General features: G+C 73.1%; 7 protein-coding genes. 4 read left to right on the top strand and 3 right to left on the bottom strand.

Going from position 1 to position 5258, the window contains the following annotated elements:
- The 4 genes from A7B18_RS20880 to A7B18_RS21660 all read left to right on the top strand — a co-directional run.
- Window positions 1-667 (top strand): cobalamin B12-binding domain-containing protein (locus A7B18_RS20880; RefSeq protein WP_146009640.1); only part of this gene is annotated, 667 nt, incomplete at its 5' end.
- Window position 668: 1 nt separating this feature from the next.
- Window positions 669-1283: a helix-turn-helix domain-containing protein gene (locus A7B18_RS20875; protein WP_102128588.1), complete on the top strand. Its 615-nt coding sequence runs from the start codon at window positions 669-671 to the stop codon at window positions 1281-1283.
- Entirely contained in the window at window positions 1280-2164 is an 885-nt protein-coding gene (locus tag A7B18_RS20870) for a complex I NDUFA9 subunit family protein (RefSeq protein ID WP_102128587.1), read from the top strand. The genes A7B18_RS20875 and A7B18_RS20870 overlap by 4 nt, the downstream gene beginning before the upstream one ends.
- A 33-nt stretch (window positions 2165-2197) precedes the next feature.
- Window positions 2198-2566 (top strand): DUF6960 family protein, encoded by a 369-nt coding sequence (locus A7B18_RS21660; RefSeq protein ID WP_146009639.1) that lies wholly within the window; start codon window positions 2198-2200, stop codon window positions 2564-2566.
- A 46-nt stretch (window positions 2567-2612) separates the two neighbouring features.
- On the opposite strand, the gene A7B18_RS20865 is transcribed toward A7B18_RS21660, so the two are convergent.
- The 3 genes from A7B18_RS20865 to A7B18_RS20855 form a co-directional block, all read right to left on the bottom strand.
- The gene (locus A7B18_RS20865; RefSeq protein ID WP_245873001.1) at window positions 2613-3701 is read right to left on the bottom strand and encodes a DUF58 domain-containing protein; all 1089 of its coding nucleotides are present in this window, start codon (window positions 3699-3701) and stop codon (window positions 2613-2615) included.
- 23 nt (window positions 3702-3724) lie between these two features.
- Window positions 3725-4696, bottom strand: coding sequence for an AAA family ATPase (locus tag A7B18_RS20860; protein ID WP_102128585.1), 972 nt, complete (start codon window positions 4694-4696; stop codon window positions 3725-3727).
- Window positions 4693-5258 (bottom strand): DUF4129 domain-containing protein (locus A7B18_RS20855; RefSeq protein WP_146009638.1); only part of this gene is annotated, 566 nt, incomplete at its 5' end. The genes A7B18_RS20855 and A7B18_RS20860, both read right to left, overlap by 4 nt.

Genomic DNA, 5258 nt, shown 5'->3' with positions numbered 1-5258 from the left:
GCCCCGCCCCGTCCCAGCTTCCCGTGGGCGCCCTGCCCCGGCCCTGCTGGAGGCGCTCGTCGGCGGGAACCTGACGCAGGCGGGGCGGGTGCTCGCCCAGGCGCACGCGCACCTGCCGGTGGAGGAGGTGCTGACGGGGGTGGTGAGCCCGGTGCTCGTGGAGATCGGGGCGCGCTGGGAGCGCGGGGACATCACGGTGGCGCACGAGCACCGGGCGAGCGCTTTCCTGCGCGGGCGGCTGGAGGCGCTGCTTGACGCGGCGGGGGTCGAAAGCGAATTCGGGCCGCGGGTGATCGCCGCCTGCGCGCCCGGCGAGCAGCACGAACTCGGGCTGATGATGATCTCGCTCGTGCTGCGCCGCCGCGGGGTGCAGACCGAGTACCTGGGGGCGAACATGCCGCTGGGCGACCTCGTGGTGTACGCCCGGCAGCGGCGGGCCGACGCGGTGCTCATCGCCCTGAACGGCGAGTGGGCGCTGGAGGGGACCCGCGCCCAGCGCCGTGACCTCGCGGGGCTGGAGATGCCCGTGTTCTACGGGGGCGCCCTGCTCAACGCCCACCCCGACCTCGCCGCCGAGCTGGGCGGAAGGTACGCGGGCCCCGACGTGGTGCGCGCGGCGGACCTGATCACGGCGCACCTGCGCGCCTCGCGGATGGGGGGCGACTGAGATGGCCCAGAAGACGCGGTATCAGCGCGGGCAGTTCGTGTACCGCCAGGGCGAGGGCGGGGGCAACCTCTTCCGGGCGGACACCGGCCTGGTGCGGCTGGTGCAGCTCACCCCGCGCGGGCGGACCCTGACCGTGCGGCACGTCCTGCCGGGCGACTACTTCGGGGAAGACACCCTGACCGGGCACCTCCACCCTCAGGGCGCCGAGGCGCTCACCAACGCGACGATCACGACCTTCGACCCCACCGAACTCGACGAGCGGACCCTGCTCGACGTGGCGCGCAACCTCGGAGACCAGCTCCAGCGCACGATCACGCACGAGGTCCACCTCCAGAGCGGGGACCTGCGGGTGCGGGTGGTGCGCTACCTCCTCGAACTCGCCGACACGCCGCTGGGGGCCGAGGACACCGAAGACCGCCTGTACGTGCGCGCCACCCACGAACTCCTCGCGGAGGGCTCGGGCAGCACCCGCGAGAGCGTGAGCAAGGTCATCACCGAGCTGCGCGACGCGGGACTCATCGAGACCGGGTACCGCCACATCACCCTGCTGCGGCTCGACGCCCTGCGCGAGATCGCCGCGCGGGCGGCCCAGCCGAACGGAGAGGAGCACGCATGAGGGTACTCGTCACAGGGGCCACGGGATTTGTCGGCAGGGCGGTCGTCAGCGAACTCGTCTCGCGTGGGCACACGGTCGTCGCCGGGTCACGGCGCGGAACCGCGCTGCCGGGCACCCAGGGCGTCACGCTCGACGTGACCGACCCCGGCGCCGTGCTGCGCGTCTTCGGCGAGGCGAACCCGGATGCCGTCATCCATCTCGTCGGCATCATCCAGGAGGCGGGGGCGCAGACCTTCGAGCGCGTGCATTTTGAGGGCACCCGCAACGTCCTGGCGGCCACCCCGCGCGGCGCCCGGTACGTGCAGATGAGCGCGCTCGGGGCCCGCGAGGACAGCGGCAGCCGGTACTCCAGCACGAAGGGCCGCGCCGAGCGTCTGGTGCGGGAGAGCGGGCTGGCCTTCACCATCTTCCGGCCCAGCCTGATCTTCGGACCCGGGGACGACTTCTTCGGGCGGGTGCTGCGCGAACTCGTGAGCACGGCCCCCATCGTGCCCCAGATCGGCGACGGCAGGTTCCCCTTCCGGCCCGTCAGCGTGGAGGACGTGGCGCGCGCCTTCGCGGGGGCGCTGGAACGGCCCGAGACGGTGGGGCAGACCTACGACCTCACGGGCCCCGAGGAGTTCACCTTCCGGCAACTGCTCGAACTCGAACTCTCGGCCCTGGGCAAGAAAAAGCCCATCGTGCCCGTGCCGCTCGCGCTGATGGACCTGGCCGTGCCCGCGATGCAAGTTCTCCCCAAGCCGCCCATCACCCGCGACCAGTACGCGATGCTCAAGGAGGGCAACACCGCGCCGAACGAGCCCGCGCGCACGGTGTTCGACCTGCCGATGCTGCGGCTGGAGGACAAGTTGCCGGGGATCGTGGGAAGAAGTGGAAGGTAGAGCCCGTCCTTTTCTGAGATAACTTGAAAAGGCATGGAGAAGGTTCGTCGGTTCGGGCTGTATCCCTGGTTCGAGGAACATGGCAGCCATCTCATCCACCCTGACGACCTCGACGCTTGGAGAGCTTTGGGGCCGTACGGTCGGGTTTTCGAGCTGCGCGGCGAGGAAGGCGAATACTTTGCCCTTGGGTATGGCGACCAAGTTTTCCGGGTACGGCCCGGGTTATGGCGTGAACTGCGTGATGTGCCCTTCGGCGTGGGGGACCGAGTGCAAACCCAGGACCGAAACGAAGCCATCATCCACGAGGCGCTGTGGCATCATCAACACAAGCAAGCGTTCTATCTCATTGCAAAACGAGGTAAGCGCAGCACAAAGCGTTATTTCAAATACGACCTTACTTGAAGGGTAAGAGGCATGGGGCGGCCAACGCGATCTACAAGGAAATTTCTTACCCCCCCAGCCTCAGCACGCTCTGGTTCCCCCGCAGCACGAACACGAGTACCCCCGCCTCGGCCAGCACCCCGGCCCGGCGTTCCAGTTCGCGCACCGTGTCCGGCGCCCCGACCCACTGGCGCCTGGGCGTCTCCCCGGGTTCGAGGTAGAAGCCCTCGGGGACGGCGACGATCACCACGCGGGAGGCGGTGGCGCGGGCACGCAGGGCTTGCTCGACGAGGGCAGGGCCCGCGCGCTGGGTCAGGACGATCAGGTTGCCCCCGGCGCGGACGGGCGGGATGACGGATGGCCCCAGGTCGGGCGCGGCCCCGGCGAGGCGGCGCAGGGCGGCCCGCAGCGTCTCGGGCGTGCGCCCGGTCGGCGTGGCCCCGGCGCTCGTGGCGACGCCCGCGGGGAGGTCGAGGGCCAGCGCCTCCTGCACCAGGCTCGCTCCCAATCTCACGGCGCTGTCCACGTACACCGGGGGGCCGTTCAGGTCGAGGAAGACGGTCACGCTGCTCGCCGCCGTCCGGTCGAGTTCGCGGACGGTGAGGTCTCCCGTGCGCGCCGAGAGCCGCCAGTTCACGCGGCCCGGGGGGTCGCCGGTCACGTAGGGCCTCGCTCCCCGCAGGCTGATGGGGTCCTCCAGCCCCAGGGTGCGCGACAGGGTGCCCTCGCTGAGCACGGGGCGCAGCAGGTCGGGGAGGATCAGGCCGTGGGTGCCGGGGTAGACCTCCAGCCGGGCGGGGACGTTCAGGGGTGCCGTGTGCCAGAAGAGCCCCAGCGGATCGGCCCAGCGCAGGGTTCCCCCCTCCCAGGCGTACTCGCCCCGGCGGTTGAGGGTGAGGGTGGTCGCCCGCTCGGCCACGCTGCGCCCGACGGTCAGGCCACCGAGCGCGAACGCCTCGCCCGCGACGACGGCGAGCGGCGTGGGGTCCTCCACGACGATCCGCAGCGGCCAGCGCGTCTCGACCTCCACCCGGACGCGGTAGGGCAGGCGGGTGCCCTCGAAGCCCTGCCCCGGAAACTCGCGGGTGAGGGTGACGCGGGGCGGGCGGCGCCCGATGAGGAAGGCGGCGAGCACGACCGCCAGCACGGCGGCCAGGGCCAAGAGGAGGGCGGCGAGGTTCAGAGGCTGTGCCCCACGGGCTCGGCGGGCACGGGCTCCTGACGCAGCACGTCGGCGACGACCTCCTCGGGCCGGACGCCCGCCAGCCGCGCCTCCACCCGCAGGCTCAGGCGGTGGGCGAGCACGCCGGGGGCGGCGGCCTTCACGTCGTCGGGGAGCACGAAGTCCCGCCCGTGCAGCGCCGCGAGGGCCTGCGCGACCCCTTGCAGAGCGAGGCTGGCGCGCGGACCGCCGCCCAGCGCCACCTGCCCGTGGGCGCGGGTGCGGGCGCTCAGGGCCGCCGCGTACCTCCGCAGGTCGTCCGCCACCCGCACCCGGCGCGCGGCCCCCTGAGCCGCGAGCAGGTCGGCGGGCGTGGCGACGGGCCCGAGCGTCTCGATGGGGTGCTCCCCCTGGAGGCGGGCGAGCAGCCGCACCTCCTCCTCCAGCGTGGGATAGCCGACCGAGAGCTTGAGGAGGAAGCGGTCGAGCTGCGCTTCGGGCAGTCGGTACGTCCCCTCGTGCTCGACCGGGTTCTGGGTGGCGACCACCACGAAGGGCCTGCGCAGGACGTGGGTGACGCCCGACTCGGTGACCTGCCCCTCGCCCATCGCCTCCAGCAGGGCGGACTGGGTTTTGGGGGTGGCGCGGTTGATCTCGTCGGCGAGGAGCAGGCCGGTGAAGATGGGGCCGGGCACGAACTCGAACTCGCCGGAGGCGGGGCGGTACACGCTCACGCCCGTCACGTCGCTCGGCAGCAGGTCGGGGGTGAACTGCACCCGGCGGAAGCCCAGCCCCAGAGACAGGGCCAGCGCCCGCGCGAGCATCGTCTTCCCGGTGCCGGGGGCGTCTTCGAGGAGGAGGTGACCGCCCGCGAGGAGGCCCGCCAGCGCGAGCCGCGTCACGTCCTTCTTGCCGACGAGCACCCGCGCCACGTTGTCGAGGATGCGGCGGGCGAAGGGTTGGACCGGGGAGAGTGCTTCGTTCGTCATGGGGTTCCGCCTTCTGTCGTCGCCTGGGTTGGACGGGCGCCCGCCGCGAGGTCCGCGACCCGGCGGGCGGCCTCTTCCGCAGCGTCCGCGTCCTCGTCCGTCACGCGGCCCCCGTAGCGCACGGGCGCGTAGGCGGCGACGAGCAGGCCCAGCGGCCCGGCGAGGTCCGGCAGGGCGAGGGCGGCGCGGCCCGCGTGTTCGGCGGGGGTCTCGGAGCCCGCGCGGCCCAGGCCGACTCCACCCAGCGCCGTCAGGGCCGCCCGGTACGCGGCGCGGACGCGGTGGGGCGCCTCCTCGCCGGGGGGTGGGGAGGTGGCGGGCGTGGCGTCGGGACCATTCTCGTCCCCTCCGGTGGGGGGCCGGAAGCGCAGCGCGAGCCAGAAGACGGCTCCCGCCAGCGCCGTGAACACCGCGAAGACGAGCAGGCTCAGCCACCACAGCCAGGGCCCGCCCAGCAGGGAGGCGGCCTCGCTCCCCGTCTGCGGGGCGGTCCCGTCCCCGGGGGACGCCGGGCCGCCGGGGGCCCCCGCGGGCGGGCCGCCCCCGTCGCCCTGCCGCGCCG

Source organism: Deinococcus planocerae (assembly GCF_002869765.1).
Classification (GTDB): Bacteria; Deinococcota; Deinococci; order Deinococcales; family Deinococcaceae; genus Deinococcus; species Deinococcus planocerae.
Note: the sequence above shows the minus strand (reverse complement) of the source record. Positions and strands in the feature narration are given on the sequence as shown.

Coding starts and splice junctions, on each gene's coding strand:
- A7B18_RS20875 (WP_102128588.1), top strand. CDS start 669: ATGGCCCAGAAGACGCGGTATCAGCGCGGGCAGTTCGTGTACCGCCAG.
- A7B18_RS20870 (WP_102128587.1), top strand. CDS start 1,280: ATGAGGGTACTCGTCACAGGGGCCACGGGATTTGTCGGCAGGGCGGTC.
- A7B18_RS21660 (WP_146009639.1), top strand. CDS start 2,198: ATGGAGAAGGTTCGTCGGTTCGGGCTGTATCCCTGGTTCGAGGAACAT.
- A7B18_RS20860 (WP_102128585.1), bottom strand. CDS start 4,696: ATGACGAACGAAGCACTCTCCCCGGTCCAACCCTTCGCCCGCCGCATC.